Raw genomic sequence first — 16186 nt, 5'->3', positions numbered from 1 at the left:
CCGGCCGGCCGGCCACGACATCGCTCAACGGTTCACTTTCTCACCCGTGCCCGACGCCTTCGCGTTTTCCGGTCCGGTGTCCGGTTCCGGGTCCTCCGGGTCACTCGGCTGCTCGGGAACTGTGTCCTCGGCGGCCTTCGTGCCTTGTGTGTCCTTCGTGCCGGTGGTGCTGTTCCTGCTGTCGGCGCCGTCCTTGGGATCCACGGGATCCGTGGGGTCGTCGGGACCGCCCGGCGGGTCCTCGGGATCCGCCGGTTCCGCTGCTGCCTTGCGTGCGGCGGCGCGCTTGCGCCGGCTGTACATCTTCGCCCCGGCGAGGACCAGGAGCAGCACACCGCCGGCGATGACGAGCATCACGGTGGGGGTGATCTCGGAGACCTTCACCTTGAAGGTCATGGGCCTGCCGTAGGGCTTGCCGTCCAGGGTGTAGAGCTGTGCGGTCACCGAGACCGGGCCGGTGGCGTTTCCGGCGCCGGTGAACTTGACCGACTGGCTGTGCTCGCCGTCGATCTTGATCGGTTCCTCGGCGGACTTCTTGTCGGCGTCGATCTTGAGCCGGTTCGGCTTGCTGGAGGTGAGCCGCAGCACCAGGTGCTCGACGCCCTGCACGAGCTGGTTCTGGACGGTCACGGGGATCGTCGCGCTGCGCCCCGAGAGGGTGAGGACGGACTTGTGGATGAGCTGCACCCCGTTGGTGAGGCTCAGCAGGTAGTTCTGCACCCCGTCGCGGTACTGCTGGGCGCCCGTCGGGTTCCCGCGCCAGGAGGTCGCCATCGCCCGGTAGAGCGCGTTGGCGAAGGGTGCCTCGACGCGGTCGGGGGCGCTGAGGATCGCCTTGAAGTTGTCGAGCTGGCTCTGGGTGTCGGCGATCTGCTGGAACGCGCTGGTCGGCAGTTCCTGGTTGCGCAGCTTCTTGGGGTACCGGGAGGTGCTGGGCACCTTGGTGTTGGCGTCGGCGTCGGGCTTTGCGGCGGCGGCGGCGATCAGGTTCGACGGCTGCGTCCAGCGCTCGGGGCCGAGGGTGCGCAGGGCGCTCGCCATCGACTGGGCCTGGGCGGCGGTCGGCATCCGCTGGGGGGCGACGACGATGCTGCGCTGTTTCGAGGGCTGCTGGAGGGTCAGCGCCAGCGACTGGGCCAGGAACTTCTGGATCGCGAGGATCGAGTTGTCCGCCGTCGTCAGGTCGCCCTGGAAGCCGGTGGAGAGCTGGGCGTCGGCGACTACCGCTGTGGTGCCGCCGCCGATGGGCCGTGCGGCGTTGGGGCTGTACGGCAGGTTGTCCTGGAGGCTGTCGCTGCGGGTGATGATCTTGTGCGCGCCGCCCGAGGTGGCGACGTCGACGATCGAGGGGTCGATCGCGCCGTCGACGGGCCAGGCGAAGTCGGTGGAGGGGTCCACGTGGAGGATCGTCGCCACGGTGGTCCTGGCGACCTCGGTGGCGGGCTGGAGGTGGCTGAGCGAGCCGGAGACGTTCTTGCCCCGGTGGGCGAGTGAGGCCAGGTCCGGGTCGCTGAACGGCAGCGCGACGACCTTGTGTCCCCGTACGGCCTTGTCGAGGGCGTCGAGCCACTGGTTCGCCACGGCCTGGCTCTTGCCGGGCACGGTGGTGGTGCCGCTGCGGACGCGGTAGCTGCGGGTCATCGCGTCGACGCTGGCGAGCAGGTCGGGGTCGATGACCCAGGTCACGGGAAGGTCGTCGCCGAGGGCGACGAGCTGTTGCAGCCGTCCGCCGGGGGCGAGGTCCGTGGCCAGGTCGTCGTTGGCGAAGACCGGCGTCTGCTGCTCGTCCGAGCCGGTCTCGGCGGTGAGATGCGTGGTGGAGATGAGCGGCCAGAGGTAGGTGAGCTGGGTCTTCTTCTCCGTGGCCTCCGGCTGCCAGGGGAGGAACGTTCGCTGTGCCCCCAGCGTGTGCTCGTACGGCAGGTCGGGGGTCGTCCCGTTCAGGGAGACGCCGAGCTGGTAGACACCGTCCCCGCCGAGCCCCAGCTTGCTGACGGGGATGGCGAGCTTGAAGTCGTAGGGAACACCCGAGATGAGCTTCGGCAGGTTGACCTTGTACTTGCCGCCGATCGGCGGGACATCGACCGATGCGTCGTCGGACCGCTCGGCGGCGTCGTCGATCGCGACCCTGCCGGAGAGCTGCGGACCCACCTCGACGTTCACCGTGGCGTTGTCGAGGGTTCGCTTGCTCTTGTTGGTCACCGTGCCGGAGACGGTGAGTGTGTCGCCCGGCACCGGCGCGCTGGGCGACAGCGTGTCCAGCGCCACGTCGGCCGTGTGCGGGCCGGTGGCGGCCGCCTCTCCGGCATGGGCTGCCGGGGCCGCTGTCACGGCCAGCAGCCCGGCCAGGAGCGGTGCTCCCGCGATCAGCGCGGCTGTACGCCGCAGCCACCGGCGCGCAGGGGAATGACCCATCCCCTGGAAGTCTGCCGCCTCGGCCACGCTCGCCCGTCCCTCGTCATCGTTTGTGGTCGTCGGTTGTGCGTCCAGGCATGGTAACGATGTGCGCTGTGGTGAAGTGCTGGGGACTGCTCCACATGATCGGAAGAATCTCATGCGCGGCGGGAAACCCGTGCACCGGAGTCCGGGCTCCTCGAAACTGGGCCGCCGGCGGGGGCGGGGACACGTACCCTTTTCTGTTGTGCCGAACGCCAACGAAGACAATCCCAGCGCACTGAGTCAGGTGCAGCACCGCGCGGTCAGCGAACTGCTGCGGGTGTCCCCCGTCGCCGACGATCTCGCCCACCGGTTCCGAGCAGCCGGATTCTCTCTGGCCCTGGTCGGCGGCTCGGTCAGGGACGCCCTGCTCGGCCGGCTCGGCAACGACCTCGACTTCACCACCGATGCCCGCCCCGAGGACGTCCTGAGGATCGTCCGGCCGTGGGCGGACTCCGTCTGGGAGGTGGGGATCGCCTTCGGCACGGTCGGCTGCCAGAAGGACGGCTATCTGATCGAGGTGACGACGTACCGCTCGGAGTCCTACGACAGGACGTCGCGCAAACCTGAGGTGTCCTACGGCGACTCGATCGAGGAAGACCTCGTGCGGCGGGACTTCACGGTGAACGCGATGGCCGTCGCGCTGCCGCAGAAGGAGTTCATCGATCCGCACGGTGGTCTGGAGGACCTCGCCGCGCGGGTGCTGCGCACTCCTGGGGCCCCGGAGGACTCCTTCTCCGACGATCCGCTGCGGATGTTCCGGGCCGCCCGCTTCGCCGCACAACTGGACTTCGAGGTCGCCCCGGAGGTTGTCGGGGCGATGACGGCGATGTCCGACCGTATCGGGATCGTCTCCTCCGAGCGGGTGCGTGACGAGCTCAACAAGCTGCTGCTCTCGAAGCACCCCCGCAAGGGCCTCACGCTGCTCGTCGACACGGGTCTCGCGGAGCGGGTGCTGCCCGAGCTGCCGGCGCTGCGGCTGGAGAGCGACGAGCACCACCGGCACAAGGACGTGTACGAGCACTCGCTGACTGTCCTGGAGCAGGCCATCGACCTGGAGGAGGACGGTCCTGACCTGGTGCTGAGGCTGGCGGCTCTGCTCCACGACATCGGCAAGCCCAGGACGCGGCGCTTCGAGAAGGACGGCGGGGTCTCCTTCCACCACCACGAGATGGTGGGCGCGAAGCTGACCAAGAAGCGGATGACCGCTCTCAAGTACTCCAACGACCTCGTCAGGGACGTCTCCCGGCTGGTGGAGCTGCACCTGCGGTTCCACGGCTACGGGACAGGGGAGTGGACCGACTCGGCGGTGCGGCGCTACGTACGCGACGCGGGGCCGTTGCTGGAGCGGCTGCACAAGCTGACGCGTTCGGACTGCACCACCCGGAACAAGCGCAAGGCGAACGCCCTCTCGCGGGCCTACGACGGCCTGGAGGCGCGTATCGCCGAGTTGCAGGAGCAGGAGCAGCTCGACTCGATCAGGCCCGATCTGGACGGCAACCAGATCATGGAGATCCTGGGCGTGGGCCCCGGTCCGGTGATCGGCGCCGCGTACACCTTCCTGCTGGAGCTGCGGCTGGAGAACGGGCCGATGGGGCGCGACGAGGCCGCTGCGGCGCTCAAGGAGTGGTGGGCCACCCGGAGCTGACGTGGCTCTGGTGTGCGCGAGGAGTGTGTGGGGGGCGATGTTTCACGTGAAACATCGCCCCCTCGCCATGTTCCGGTGCGTTGTTTCACGTGAAACATCGCTCCGCCCGAGTCTCGGGCTGGTGCCCCCACCGGGCCATCGTCCCGGCCACGGCGGCCGACAGGGCGGCGACCGTGATCACGAGGGGTATGGATCGGCCGTCGGGCGGCAGCATCAGCGCCGCGATGGCCGCCGCTCCGACGAAGGCGACGTTGAACAGCACGTCGTAGAGGGAGAAGACCCGGCCGCGGAACGCGTCGGCCACGGAGGACTGCACCACCGTGTCCGTGGCGATCTTCGCCCCCTGGGTGACCAGGCCGAGGATGAACGCGGCGATCAGGGCGGGCACGGGGGCGAAGGGCAGCCACAGGGCCGGCTCGATGAGAGCGCTCGCTCCGGCGCAGGTGGCGATCCAGCCGTACGGGCCGAACCGTCCCACCGCCCAGGGGGCCAGGACTGCGGCCACGAAGAAACCCGCTCCGGACACCCCGACAGCCAGCCCGAGCAGCGCGAGCCCCGCCGACTCGCTGTCCGTCCAGGCGTATCGCGAGAGCATCAGCACCATCACCGTCAGCGCGCCGTAGCAGAAGCGCATCATCGTCATCGCCGCCAGCGCGTGGGCCGCGTCGCGCCGCTCAGCGAGATGGCGGAGGCCGCCCGTCAGCCCGCGCGCGGTCGAGACGAGAGCGGCGCCCAGCCGCTGCCGGCCCGCCTCTCGATCGGGTCCGAGAAGCCCGCGTGCCATCAGGAGCGACGTCAGGGCGGCGCAGAGGTAGAGCACCGCGCCCAGCAGCACCACGGCGGCGTCGGAGTCCGAGAGGGTCAGCCGTACGACGAAGGCGAGTCCGCCGCCCGCGGTCGCGGCCAGCGTTCCGGCCGTCGGGGAGAGGGAGTTGGCGAGCACCAGTTGCTCGGTGTCGGTCACCCGGGGCAGGGCCGCCGAGAGCCCGGCCAGAACGAACCGGTTGACGGCCGTCACGGACAGCGCGGAGACGTAGAAGAGCCAGTCGGGCACCGCGGCGACGATCAGTAGAGCCGTGCAGCCGGCGAGGACGGCCCGCAGCAGATTGCCGTAGAGGAAGACCTGACGGCGCTGCCAGCGGTCCAGCAGGACGCCGGCGAACGGTCCGATCAGTGAGTAGGGCAGCAGCAGGACCGCCATGGCGGAGGCGATCGCTGCGGGCGAGGTCTGTTCCTCGGGGGAGAACACCACATGCGTGGCGAGGGCGACCTGGAAGACGCCGTCCGCCGCCTGGGAGAGAAGGCGGACCGCCAGCAGGCGGCGGAAGCCGGAGAGGCCCAGCAGGGTGCGCAGATCGCGTATGACGGGCATGGAGGTCAGCGTCACATACGGCCCCGCGGCGAAGAGGGGCGGATACGGGAAGAGCCACCGGGCGGGCTGCCCGGTGGCTCTTCCCGTACGTACAGAGGCGGTACGGAGGCGCTGCTGTGCGGTGAAGCCGGCTGTCAGCCGTCGACCTCGCCGCGGATGAACTTCTCGACGTTGTCGCGGGCCTCGTCGTCGAAGTACTGCACCGGCGGCGACTTCATGAAGTACGACGAAGCGGAGAGCACGGGGCCGCCGATACCGCGGTCCTTGGCGATCTTCGCGGCGCGGACGGCGTCGATGATGACGCCTGCCGAGTTCGGCGAGTCCCAGACCTCGAGCTTGTACTCCAGGTTCAGCGGCACGTCGCCGAAAGCGCGGCCCTCGAGGCGGACGTACGCCCACTTGCGGTCGTCGAGCCAGGCCACGTAGTCCGACGGGCCGATGTGGACGTTGTCGGCGCCCAGGTCGCGGTCGCGGATCTGCGAGGTGACCGCCTGCGTCTTGGAGATCTTCTTGGACTCCAGGCGCTCACGCTCCAGCATGTTCTTGAAGTCCATGTTGCCGCCGACGTTCAACTGCATCGTGCGGTCGAGGACGACACCGCGGTCCTCGAAGAGCTTCGCCATGACCCGGTGCGTGATGGTCGCGCCGACCTGCGACTTGATGTCGTCACCGATGATCGGGACGCCGGCGGCGGTGAACTTGTCCGCCCACTCCTTCGTACCGGCGATGAAGACCGGGAGGGCGTTGACGAAGGCGACCTTGGCGTCGATGGCGCACTGCGCGTAGTACTTCGCCGCCGCCTCGGAACCCACCGGCAGGTAGCAGACGAGTACGTCGACCTGCCTGTCCTTGAGGGTGGCGACGATGTCGGCCGGGGACTCGGGGGACTCCTCGATCGTCTCGCGGTAGTACTTGCCCAGACCGTCGAGGGTGTGGCCGCGCTGGACCGTGACGCCGGCGTTCGGCACGTCGCAGATCTTGATGGTGTTGTTCTCACTGGCGCCGATGGCATCCGCGAGGTCGAGGCCGACCTTCTTCGCGTCGACATCGAAGGCGGCCACGAACTCGATGTCACGAACGTGGTAGTCGCCGAACTGGACGTGCATCAGACCGGGCACCTTGGCCGCCGGATCGGCGTCCTTGTAATACTCGATGCCCTGTACCAGCGAGGCGGCGCAATTGCCCACGCCGACGATGGCTACGCGAACCGAACCCATTCCGGTTGCTCCCTGTGTGATTTCAGTGTTCTTGATGAGTCCCCGCGCGGATGCGGGGCCTCACTTGGCAGGATCGTCGGACGGATCCGGTGGGACCGGGCGTCCCGGGGGCGTACCCCCGGTGGACGCGGTGTCCCGAAGCCGGGGCAGGCCGTCCGCTTCTCCAGGTGTTTCGTCGTGCGGTGTTTCGTTGTGCCCGGCGTTGTGCCCGGCACCACGTCCGGTGCTGTGCTCAGCGGGGTTCTCCGGGGCGGACCGTCGCTGATCGCGCCCCACCCGCTCGCTCTCGATGAGCTCGTTCAGCCAGCGCACCTCGCGCTCGACCGACTCCATACCGTGCCGTTGCAGTTCGAGCGTGTAGTCGTCGAGCCGCTCCCGCGTACGGACCAGGGAGGCACGCATCTTCTCCAAGCGCTCCTCCAGCCGGCTGCGGCGGCCTTCCAGCACGCGCATCCGGACCTCGCGCTCCGTCTGTCCGAAGAAGGCGAACCGAGCAGCGAAGTGCTCGTCCTCCCAGGCGTCGGGGCCGGTGTGCGAGAGGAGTTCCTCGAAATGTTCCTTACCTTCCGCGGTCAGCCGATAGACGATCTTGGCCCGGCGCCCCGCGAGGGAGGCGGCGGCCGCGTCCTCCGGTGCGCTGCCCGGCTCCTCGATCAGCCAGCCGTTGGCGACCAGTGTCTTGAGGCAGGGATACAGCGTCCCGTAGCTGAACGCACGGAAGATCCCCAGCGAGGTGTTGAGCCGTTTCCGCAGCTCATAGCCGTGCATGGGGGACTCGCGCAGCAGACCGAGCACAGCGAACTCGAGGATGCCCGAGCGTCTGCTCACCCTTCGTCTCCTCTGCGGTCCAGGACCTTTATGCCGTGCTGATGTATCGAGTCGATACATCAGCACGATAGGCCGGAGAGGCCTGTGCGACAAGAGGGGCCCAGGTGAACGGCGTCACATAATGAATTCTCAGAAAGCAAGTTGCCTGATTTGGGGTGAACTTCACGCTAGGCGGGTTTTGGTCGTGCGTAGGCTGTGCGGGATGCAGACCACCGGAACCCGCGTGACGGCAGGGACCGTGAAGACTGTCGCCTCACCGGATCCGTGCCGGAGTCCGCATCCGGGCCGGTCCGCCGTCGTTTCGGGGGGACCGGAACTCAACTGCCGCTTCCAGGCGCCATCGCCTGCCCGAGGAGTAGTCGTTCGATGAGCGAGCACCGTCGCAAACCGCCACAGCAGCCGGGCGGCGGACGTGCCGCGGCCAGGCGTGCAGCCCAGCAGCCAACCGGCCGCCGCGCAGCCCCTTCCCGAGGGGCTTCGGCTTCACCTTCCGGCTCTCTCGAAGAGGAGCCGCCCGACGATCAGCCGTACGGAGGACGTGCCGCCGCCAGGCGTGCCGCCCAGCGTGGCGGCCGGCGCGGCGGCAGCCCTCAGGGGCCGGACCGTGGCCGGAGCGGGCCTCCGCGCAAGAAGCGGCTGATCGACTACCCGCGGCACGACAAGTACGGGTGGCGGCACTGGATGCCGTCCTGGAAGCTGGTCTCCGGCCTGGTCATCGCGTTCTTCGGCTCGATCGTGGCCGTCAGCGCCGTCGCGTACGCCCTGGTCGACGTGCCGAACCCGAACCAGCTCTCCCAGGCGCAGAACAACGTCTACTACTGGGACGACAACACGCAGATGGTCGCCACCGGTGGTGGGATCAACCGGCAGAACATCAAGATCGAAGAGATCCCGCAGGCGATGCAGGACGCCGTCATCTCGGGTGAGAACAAGTCGTTCTACACGGACTCGGGCATCGACCCGCAGGGCATCGCCCGGGCCATGGTCAACATGGCCAAGGGCGGGGACACCCAGGGTGGTTCGACCATCACCCAGCAGTTCGTGAAGAACACCTACCTCAGCCAGGACCAGACCATCAGCCGTAAGTTCAAGGAGATGTTCATCTCGATCAAGGTCGGCACCAAGCTGACCAAGAAGCAGATCCTGACGGACTACCTGAACACCTCGTTCTACGGACGTGGCGCCTTCGGCATCCAGGCCGCCGCCCGTACGTATTACAACAAGGACGCCAAGGACCTGAACCCGAGTCAGTGCGCCATGCTCGCCGGGTTGCTCAAGGGCGCGACGCTCTACGACCCGGCGGGGGCGCAGGACCTCAACGCCGCGGCGACCCCGGAGGCGAACAAGCAGCGGGCCGTCACCCGCTGGCACGAGATCCTGGACGCCATGTCCACCAACCCTGATGTGAAGAAAAACCTTCGGGACGAGTACGCGAAGGCGGAGGCCGGGGAGTTCCCCATGCCCAGAGGGCCGGTGCAGTCGGGCCAGTTGAGCGGACAGGTCGGCTATCTGGTGGCGCTCGCCAAGGCGTACGTCATCAACAACAACACCGGCATCACGGCCACGGACCTCTCCAGAGGCGGCTACCAGATCTTCACCACCTTCAACAAGAAGAAGGTGAACGCGCTGGAGAGCTCGGTCAAGAAGGTCTACGACGCCAATATCGATCCGAAGAAGCGGCCGGAGGACAAATACGTCCAGTTCGGCGGCGCGTCCGTCGATCCGAAGACCGGGAAGATCGTCGCGGTCTACGGCGGCAGCGACGCCACCAAGCACTTCACCAACAACGCCGACTCCACGGGTGCGCAGGTCGGGTCGACCTTCAAGCCGTTCGTGCTGGCCGCGGCGATGCGGGACGGTGTGATGGACCCCACCAAGCCCAGAAATCAGCCTGAGTCGGACCGTATCCTCATCAATCCGGACAAGAGTCGTTTCAGCGGCAAGAACAAGCTGAAGATCAAGGACTACGACGGTTCGATCTGGACCAACGAGGAAGGCAAGGAGTGGCTCCAGACCAACGACGACGACGCCGACCTCGGTCCGATCAGTCTGCGTGAGGCCATGCGGGAGTCCGTCAACTCCCCGTTCGTCCAGTTGGGCATGGACATAGGGATTCCCAAGGTGCGGCAGTCCGCCATCGACGCCGGGCTTCTGTCGAGTTCCCTGTCGAAGAGCGACGTTCCGTCGTTCTCCATCGGTATCTCCGACCCCAGCGCCATCCGTATGGCGGGTGCCTACGGCACCTTCGCGGCCGAGGGCCAGCAGCGCGACCCCTACTCCGTGGCCTCGGTGAAGCATGAGGGCGCGAACGCCTGGACGCACACGGACAAGGCGAAGGTCGGATACACCGCCGACGTCGCGAACAACGTGACCGACGTCCTGCAGACGGTCGTCAAGTCCGGTACGGGTACGAACGCCGCGGTCCCGGGACGCCAGATCGCCGGCAAGACCGGCACCACCGACGGAAACAAGTCGGCGTGGTTCGTGGGCTACACCCCGCAGTTGTCGACCGCCATCGACATGTTCCGGGTGGACGACGGGGCGGACGTCAAGAAGTTCCTGGAGATGTACGGGACCGGCGGCCAGGAGACCATCCACGGTGCCTCGTTCCCCTCGGAGATCTTCCGCGACTACATGACGCTGGCGCTCAACGGCCAGCCGGCCCTCACCTTCCCGAAGCCCACCCCGATCGGGGGCACCTTCTACGGGCAGGGAGCCTCACCGTCCCCGACGCCGAGCAAGTCGGCCCCGTCCGAGACACCGTCCGAGACGCCTTCCGAGACGCCGTCCGAGACCCCGTCCTCGTCGGCACCCACCGCCTCCAATTCCTGCGACCCGCTCCTGGGCTGCAGTGCCAACGGAGGCGGCGGGGACCACGGTGGCGGAGCCAACGGAGGGGGCAGCGAGACCCCCACACAACCGGGTGGCGGCCAGGACGGCGGGCAGAACGGCCAGAACGGCGGCCAGGACGGCGGTCAGAACGGCAACGGCGGCCAGAACGGCAACGGTGGCCTCTTCGGCGGCCCGGGGGGCTGACAGGCTCCCCACCCCCCGCCGCTGACAGGAGGGCCGTCGCTCCCGGGCCGTACGCACGCCGTACGGGCCGGAGCGGCGGCCCTCGCCGCGTCCACGGCCGCGTACGGCAGGATGTTCAGCATGCCGAGCACAGAAGAGACAACCGCGCACCAGGACGCTTCGGTCGTACCGCCCACCCGCCGCGACGAGATCGCCGCGGCCGGCAGTGAGCTGATCGGCGGCCCCGTCGGACGCTGGGCCTGGTTCGGCAGCAACTGGCTCACCCCTGTGCGCGTCGTCGCGCTGGTGGCCATCGGGATGTTCGCGCTCGGTATGGCGCAGAAGATGCCGTGTTACGACTGGGCGTGGTTCCGGGGCGCCAGCTCCCAGTACACCCACGCCTGCTACTCGGACATCCCGCACCTGTTCGAGGGGCGCGGGTTCGCCGCGAACCTCGTGCCGTACTTCGACCGGCTGCCCGGCGACATGGACTACCTGGAGTACCCCGTCCTGACGGGTGTCTTCATGGAGGTCGCCTCGTGGATCACGCCCGGCGGCTCGATGCAGTACCGCGACCAGATGTACTGGATGGTCAACGCGGGCATGCTGATGATCTGCGCGGCCGTCATCGCCGTCTGCACGGCCCGTATCCACCGCCGCCGTCCCTGGGACGCCCTGCTGGTCGCCCTCGCGCCTGCCTTCGCCCTCACGGCCACCATCAACTGGGACCTGCTGGCGGTCGCCCTGACGGCCGCCGGAATGCTGATGTGGTCGCGCGGGAGGGCCCTGGCCTTCGGTGTGCTCATCGGGCTCGCGACAGCCGCCAAGCTCTACCCGGTACTGCTGCTCGGGCCGCTGCTCGTCCTGTGCTGGCGGGCCGGCAAGCTCCGGGCGTACGGGGTGGCGCTGCTCGGCGCGGCCGGTGCCTGGCTGGTGGTGAACCTGCCGGTGATGGCGCTGGCGCCGGAGGGGTGGAAGAAGTTCTACACCTTCAGCCAGGAGCGTCAGGTCGACTTCGGTTCCTTCTGGCTGATCATCAGCCAGCGCACGGGCAGGTCGCTGGACGTCGGCAGTGTCAACACGTACGCGACGCTGCTGATGATCCTGGCGTGCCTCGGCATCGGGGCGCTGGCCCTGATGGCTCCGCGCAGGCCGCGCTTCGCACAGCTCGCACTGCTCGTCGTCGCCGCCTTCATCCTGACGAACAAGGTCTACTCACCGCAGTACGTACTGTGGCTGGTCCCGCTCGCGGCGCTGGCCAGGCCGCGCTGGCGCGACTTCCTGATCTGGCAGGCCGCCGAGGTCATGTACTTCCTCGGCATCTGGATGTACCTCGCGTACACGACGAGCGGCGACGCTCACAAGGGACTGCCGACGGAGGGGTACCAACTCGCCATCGCCGTGCACCTGCTGGGAACGCTGTACCTGTGCGCGATGGTCGTACGGGACATCCTGATGCCGGAGCGGGACGGCGTACGGACCGACGGCTCCGACGACCCGTCGGGCGGCGTTCTGGACGGTGCACCGGATGTCTTCGTCGTCGGACAGGCGAGAGTCCGTCCCGGGCGGCCGGCGGAGGGCGCACAGGTCGACTGGGGGGTGTGGTCGCCGCCGGGCGACGGCCGGGCGCCGGGCGACGCCTGAGCAGGGCCTCGGAGCCCCCTTCCGCCTCATGCGGGGCCTCGGGGCTCCCCGGGGCCCCCTGGGCCTCGGCTCCGGCTCCGCGGGGTCCAGGGAGCCGGAGAGAGCGATCGGCGCCGGGCCGGTGGGCTCAGCGGTCGACGAGCCGGTCGAACTGTGTCGTCGTGTGACGCAGATGAGCCACCAGCTCGTCACCGACCCTCGGTTCCTGCGCGTCCGACGGCACGAACAGGATCGACACCTGCATGTGCGGCGGCTCGGCGAACCAGCGCTGCTTGCCGGACCAGACGAACGGCGACAGGTTCCGGTTGACCGTGGCCAGGCCGGCTCTCGCCACGCCCTTGGCCCGCGGTCCCACGCCGTGCAGCGCCTTCGGCGCCTCCAGCCCCACCCCGTGGGAGGTGCCCCCGGCGACGACGACCAGCCAGCCGTCCGAGGCGACCTTCTGCTGGCGGTAACCGAACCGGTCACCCTTCACGACCTTGGTGACGTCCAGTACGGAGCCGCGGTACTCGGTCGCCTCGTGATCCCCCAGCCACAGCCGGGTGCCGATCCGGGCGCGGAAGCGCGTCTGCGGGAACTGCTGCTGGAGCCTGGCCAGCTCCTCGGCCCGCAGGTGGCTGACGAACATCGTGTGCAGGGGCAGCCGGGCGGCCCGCAGCCGGTCCATCCAGCCGATGACCTCCTCGACCGCGTCGGACCCGTCCGTACGGTCCAGCGGCAGGTGCAGGGCGAAGCCCTCCAGGCGTACGTCCTCGATGGCCGCGTGGAGCTGGCCGAGCTCCTCCTCCCGGACCCCGTGGCGCTTCATCGAGCTCATGCACTCGATCACGACGCGGGCGCCCACCAGGGCGAACACCCCGTCGACGGAGGAGACGGACCGCACTACGCGGTCGGGCAGCGGTACGGGTTCCTCACCCCGGCGGAAGGGCGTGAGGACGAGGAGGTCGCCGCTGAACCAGTCCTTGATCCTGGCAGCTTCGTAGATGGTGCCGACGGCGAGCATGTCGGAACCGAAGCGAGTGGTCTCGTCGGAGAGCCGCTCATGGCCGAAGCCGTAGCCATTGCCTTTGCAGACCGGGACGAGACCCGGGAACTGCTCGATGACCGACTTCTGGTGCGCCCGCCAGCGCGCGGTGTCGACGTAGAGGGAGAGCGCCATGCCGGTCCGGAACCTTTCTCGTGGCTGCGGTGTGTGAGCCGCGGTGTACGGAGGGGGTGAAGGGTACGAAGGATATGAAGGCTACGAAGGATATGGGTGATCTTGGGGGTCTTGGCGGCTTTACGGAAATCGCCGTATCACCGTCACCGGCGCGACATATACATGTCGAGCGCCTTGTGCAGCAGCTTGTTGAGCGGGAAGTCCCACTCGCCGATGTACTCGACGGCCTCGCCGCCGGTGCCCACCTTGAACTGGATCAGACCGAAGAGATGGTCGGTCTCGTCCAGGGAATCGGAGATGCCGCGCAGGTCGTAGACGGTCGCGCCCATCGCGTAGGCGTCGCGCAGCATCCGCCACTGCATCGCGTTCGAGGGCCGGACCTCACGCTTGTGGTTCGCGGAGGCGCCGTAGGAGTACCAGACGTGGCCGCCGACGATCAGCATGGTGGCGGCGGCGACGTTCTCGCCCTCGTGACGGGCGAAGTACAGGCGCATGCGGTTGGGGTCCTCGGTGTTGAGGACGGTCCACATGCGCTGGAAGTACGACAGCGGGCGGGGCCGGAAGTGGTCGCGCTCGGCGGTGATCTCGTACAGCCGCTGCCACTCGGCGAGTTCCTCGTAGCCGCCCTGTACGACGTCCACCCCGGCCTTCTCGGCCTTCTTGATGTTGCGCCGCCAGAGCTGGTTGAAGCCCTTGAGGACATCGTCCAGCGAGCGGTTCGCGAGGGGGACCTGGAAGACGTAGCGGGGCTGTACGTCGCCGAAGCCGGCACCGCCGTCCTCGCCCTGCTGCCAGCCCATCTTCCGCAGCCGGTCGGAGACTTCGAAGGCGCGCGGCTCGATGAGCGTCGCCTCGACGTCACGCAGCCGCTTGACCTCAGGGTCCTGGATACCGGACTTGATGGCGGTGGAGTCCCAGCGCCGGATCACGACCGGCGGCCCCATCTTCACGGAGAACGCGCCCTGGTGCTTGAGGTGCGCCAGCATCGGCCGCAGCCAGTCGTCCAAATTCGGCGCGTACCAGTTGATGACCGGGCCCTCGGGCAGATACGCCAGATACCGCTTGATCTTGGGGAGTTGGCGGTAGAGCACCAGCCCGGCGCCGACAAGCTGCTCGTTTGCGTCGAACCATCCCAGGTTCTCCGAACGCCATTCCGTCTTCACATCAGCCCATGCCGGGACCTGGCAATGACTCGCCGCGGGCAGACTCTGGATGTACGCCAGATGCTGCTCGCGGCTGATGGTCCTCAGGGTCAGGCTCATGCGGGGCGCTCCTCGGCAGGTGTGTCCCCATCGATACAGGGGCTCCGGCTCTCGCGCCGAAGCCTACTGCGCCTGTGGAGCGCCCCGTCTGGCCGTGTGGCAGAGCAGTTGAACGGCCCGGGTCAGCCGATGACTCCGCCGAACAATCCGCCGTGCGCCATCCCGATGAAGAAGCCGACCGCCGATGCCCCCAGACCGAGGATGGTCAGGAAGCGTTCACGCGTCGTGACGGAGACGTACTGCCCGATTCCGCCCGCGAAGATCCCCACGAGTCCGGCCCATGAGCTGACCAGATGCAGGTCGTGGAAGAACGCCGTGGCCACGGCGAGGGCGCCCAGGACGAGCGCCGCCACCATCAGGGAATCCTGGAGTGGATGAGATCTGCCGTCCGTCGCGAACAGAGAACCGGTCTGGTGCGGTCGCATTGCCTGTGCCATGAGGCACCTCCTGGCTTTGCCGGAGGCGGCGCTGAGTGACGCCGCTCACACCCGTCGTATACAGAGTGCGTCCAGGAGCGGCCTGATTTCAACCGGAAGCCGGTCTGTGGGTAGTCTGTACGGTCTGCACCGGTGTCTGCCCAGGTCTGATCACGGACCGGCCGACGATCCTGGCGCTCGGAGCCTCCAAGAGCCTCTCGGAGCGGGATTGTCAGTGGCGGCCGATACCGTTGCTACGCATACGACCCTCCTGCCACGGAACGACCGTGGCCGCTGAGTCCAAAGGAGGTGGGTTTTACATGCGTCACTACGAGGTGATGGTCATCCTCGACCCCGATCTCGAGGAGCGAGCAGTCTCCCCGCTGATCGAGAACTTCCTCTCCGTCGTCCGCGAGGGCAACGGAAAGGTCGAGAAGGTCGACACCTGGGGCCGTCGTCGTCTCTCCTACGAGATCAACAAGAAGCCCGAGGGCATCTACTCGGTCATCGATCTGCAGGCTGAGCCCGCGATCGTCAAGGAGCTCGACCGACAGATGAACCTGAACGAGTCGGTCCTCCGGACCAAGGTCCTCCGTCCCGAGACCCACTGAGCTTCCCGCTCTGACTGAGCTTCCGGCTCAGAGGTCATCGGGTCCGAGTAACAGCAAGCAGCCAATCCCCGCCGAGAGGTTCCCCCATGGCAGGCGAGACCGTCATCACGGTCGTCGGCAATCTCGTCGACGACCCCGAGCTGCGCTTCACCCCTTCCGGGGCGGCGGTCGCGAACTTCCGTGTCGCGTCCACCCCCCGTGTGTTCGACCGCCAGACCAATGAGTGGAAGGACGGCGACAGCCTGTTCCTCACCTGCACGGTCTGGCGTCAGGCAGCGGAGAACGTCGCGGAGTCGTTGCAGCGAGGCATGCGCGTAGTCGTGCAGGGCCGGCTCAAGCAGCGGACCTACGACGACCGCGAGGGCGTCAAGCGCACGGTCTACGAGCTGGATGTCGAAGAAGTCGGCCCCAGCCTCAAGAGCGCCACGGCCAAGGTCACCAAGACCACCGGCCGTAGCGGTCAGGGCGGCCAGGGTGGATACGGCGGAGGCGGTGGCGGCCAGCAGGGCGGCGGTGGCTGGGGCGGCGGTCCCAGCGGCGGTGGCCAGCAGGGCGGCGGCGGTGCTCCCGCCGGCGAC

12 protein-coding genes are annotated in these 16186 nt (G+C 68.1%); 5 read left to right on the top strand and 7 right to left on the bottom strand.

Translation table 11 applies throughout. From position 1 onward, the window contains the following. Positions 1-24: 24 nt before the first annotated feature. Positions 25-2442 (bottom strand): DUF6049 family protein, encoded by a 2418-nt coding sequence (locus QR77_RS19605; RefSeq protein ID WP_040023273.1) that lies wholly within the window; start codon positions 2440-2442, stop codon positions 25-27. Between the two features lie 199 nt (positions 2443-2641). Here QR77_RS19605 and QR77_RS19600 point away from each other — a divergent pair, with 199 nt between their 5' ends. Continuing rightward, positions 2642-4084 (top strand): CCA tRNA nucleotidyltransferase, encoded by a 1443-nt coding sequence (locus QR77_RS19600; protein WP_040023271.1) that lies wholly within the window; start codon positions 2642-2644, stop codon positions 4082-4084. An 85-nt stretch (positions 4085-4169) separates the two neighbouring features. On the opposite strand, the gene QR77_RS19595 is transcribed toward QR77_RS19600, so the two are convergent. The 3 genes from QR77_RS19595 to QR77_RS19585 all read right to left on the bottom strand — a co-directional run bounded on the left by QR77_RS19595 (position 4170) and on the right by QR77_RS19585 (position 7501). After that, positions 4170-5456, bottom strand: a complete 1287-nt coding sequence (locus QR77_RS19595; protein ID WP_040023270.1) for an MFS transporter — start codon at positions 5454-5456, stop codon at positions 4170-4172. Positions 5457-5590: 134 nt separating this feature from the next. Next, on the bottom strand, positions 5591-6673 hold the full coding sequence (locus QR77_RS19590; protein ID WP_040023268.1) for an inositol-3-phosphate synthase: 1083 nt from the start codon (positions 6671-6673) through the stop codon (positions 5591-5593). Positions 6674-6733: 60 nt separating this feature from the next. Then, positions 6734-7501: a PadR family transcriptional regulator gene (locus tag QR77_RS19585; RefSeq protein WP_040023266.1), complete on the bottom strand. Its 768-nt coding sequence runs from the start codon at positions 7499-7501 to the stop codon at positions 6734-6736. Between the two features lie 366 nt (positions 7502-7867). On the opposite strand from QR77_RS19585, the gene QR77_RS19580 reads away from it, so the two are divergent. Next, the gene (locus QR77_RS19580; protein WP_040023264.1) at positions 7868-10537 is read left to right on the top strand and encodes a transglycosylase domain-containing protein; all 2670 of its coding nucleotides are present in this window, start codon (positions 7868-7870) and stop codon (positions 10535-10537) included. Positions 10538-10657: 120 nt separating this feature from the next. Continuing rightward, positions 10658-12160 (top strand): glycosyltransferase 87 family protein, encoded by a 1503-nt coding sequence (locus QR77_RS19575; RefSeq protein ID WP_040023263.1) that lies wholly within the window; start codon positions 10658-10660, stop codon positions 12158-12160. 127 nt (positions 12161-12287) lie between these two features. On the opposite strand, the gene QR77_RS19570 is transcribed toward QR77_RS19575, so the two are convergent. The 3 genes from QR77_RS19570 to QR77_RS19560 all read right to left on the bottom strand — a co-directional run bounded on the left by QR77_RS19570 (position 12288) and on the right by QR77_RS19560 (position 15018). Then, positions 12288-13319 carry an alanine racemase gene (locus QR77_RS19570; RefSeq protein ID WP_040023262.1) on the bottom strand — a complete coding sequence of 344 codons (1032 nt, stop codon included), beginning with the start codon at positions 13317-13319 and terminating at the stop codon, positions 12288-12290. Between the two features lie 143 nt (positions 13320-13462). Next, on the bottom strand, positions 13463-14581 hold the full coding sequence (locus tag QR77_RS19565; protein ID WP_040023260.1) for a peptidoglycan bridge formation glycyltransferase FemA/FemB family protein: 1119 nt from the start codon (positions 14579-14581) through the stop codon (positions 13463-13465). 122 nt (positions 14582-14703) lie between these two features. Then, on the bottom strand, positions 14704-15018 hold the full coding sequence (locus QR77_RS19560; protein ID WP_040023258.1) for a hypothetical protein: 315 nt from the start codon (positions 15016-15018) through the stop codon (positions 14704-14706). A 299-nt stretch (positions 15019-15317) separates the two neighbouring features. Between QR77_RS19560 and rpsF the strand changes: the two genes are divergently transcribed. Together rpsF and QR77_RS19550 are read left to right on the top strand one after the other, a co-directional pair. Beyond that, the gene (rpsF, locus tag QR77_RS19555; RefSeq protein ID WP_040023256.1) at positions 15318-15608 is read left to right on the top strand and encodes a 30S ribosomal protein S6; all 291 of its coding nucleotides are present in this window, start codon (positions 15318-15320) and stop codon (positions 15606-15608) included. Between the two features lie 86 nt (positions 15609-15694). Beyond that, positions 15695-16186, top strand: a 492-nt coding sequence (locus QR77_RS19550; protein WP_040023254.1) for a single-stranded DNA-binding protein, incomplete at its 3' end; no start/stop codon positions are given.

This window comes from Streptomyces sp. 150FB, assembly GCF_000818195.1.
Classification (GTDB): domain Bacteria; phylum Actinomycetota; class Actinomycetes; order Streptomycetales; family Streptomycetaceae; genus Streptomyces.
Note: the sequence above shows the minus strand (reverse complement) of the source record. Positions and strands in the feature narration are given on the sequence as shown.

Coding starts and splice junctions, on each gene's coding strand:
- QR77_RS19565 (WP_040023260.1), bottom strand. CDS start 14,581: ATGAGCCTGACCCTGAGGACCATCAGCCGCGAGCAGCATCTGGCGTAC.
- QR77_RS19575 (WP_040023263.1), top strand. CDS start 10,658: ATGCCGAGCACAGAAGAGACAACCGCGCACCAGGACGCTTCGGTCGTA.
- QR77_RS19595 (WP_040023270.1), bottom strand. CDS start 5,456: ATGCCCGTCATACGCGATCTGCGCACCCTGCTGGGCCTCTCCGGCTTC.
- QR77_RS19560 (WP_040023258.1), bottom strand. CDS start 15,018: ATGGCACAGGCAATGCGACCGCACCAGACCGGTTCTCTGTTCGCGACG.
- QR77_RS19580 (WP_040023264.1), top strand. CDS start 7,868: ATGAGCGAGCACCGTCGCAAACCGCCACAGCAGCCGGGCGGCGGACGT.
- QR77_RS19570 (WP_040023262.1), bottom strand. CDS start 13,319: ATGGCGCTCTCCCTCTACGTCGACACCGCGCGCTGGCGGGCGCACCAG.
- rpsF (WP_040023256.1), top strand. CDS start 15,318: ATGCGTCACTACGAGGTGATGGTCATCCTCGACCCCGATCTCGAGGAG.
- QR77_RS19590 (WP_040023268.1), bottom strand. CDS start 6,673: ATGGGTTCGGTTCGCGTAGCCATCGTCGGCGTGGGCAATTGCGCCGCC.